Source organism: Caldisericia bacterium, from assembly GCA_026414995.1.
Taxonomy (GTDB): Bacteria; Caldisericota; Caldisericia; order B22-G15; family B22-G15; genus JAAYUH01.
The window spans coordinates 1-591 of record JAOAHY010000045.1; the positions used below are offsets into that span (position 1 = coordinate 1).

The 591-nt window shown below is 15.9% G+C and carries 1 protein-coding gene; it reads right to left on the reverse strand.

All coding sequences use genetic code 11. The features are described 5' to 3' along the window. Nucleotides 1–268: hypothetical protein (locus N3D74_06700; protein ID MCX8095852.1), on the reverse strand; the 268-nt coding region annotated here is incomplete at its 3' end. Between the last annotated feature and the right edge of the window lie 323 nt (nt 269–591).

Consider the following 591-nt stretch of genomic DNA (forward strand, 5'->3'; position numbering starts at 1 on the left):
TACTATTTATCTGATTATTTAAATTATTAATTTCTAATTGAGTTTTTTGTATTTCTTCATTTATAGCTTTTTTCTTATCTTCTAATATAACGATTTTCTTTTTATTATTTTCTAGTTCTTTTTGTTTTTTATTTATTTCATTTTGAATTTGTGATTTTGTTTTAGCATTAATAGTTTTTATATTAAAACTAAAATTGCAAAGTAGGCTGTTTATAATTATAAACGATATTATACTTTTTGTTTTTTTATTAAATAAAATATAAATCACCCCTTTTTAATTAAAGACAATATAAGAACAAATATTAAGTAACAGTAAATAAAGATAAGTAATGTATTTTTTATAATACTATTTTGTTTATTAATAATAAATAAAATAATATTAAATAAAGCAAAATAAAATAAATCAGTTATTAAACTTAAAACAATTGAGTATTGATATTTATAAGACATAAAATAAATAATGAAATAAATTAATATATATAAATGATTTTCTTAATAAAAATTTTGGTATTCATACTTTATTAGGTATAAGAAGAGTTTATTCAAGCTTAGATATGTTATCTCTAGCTTATGATGATATCAATACTATAT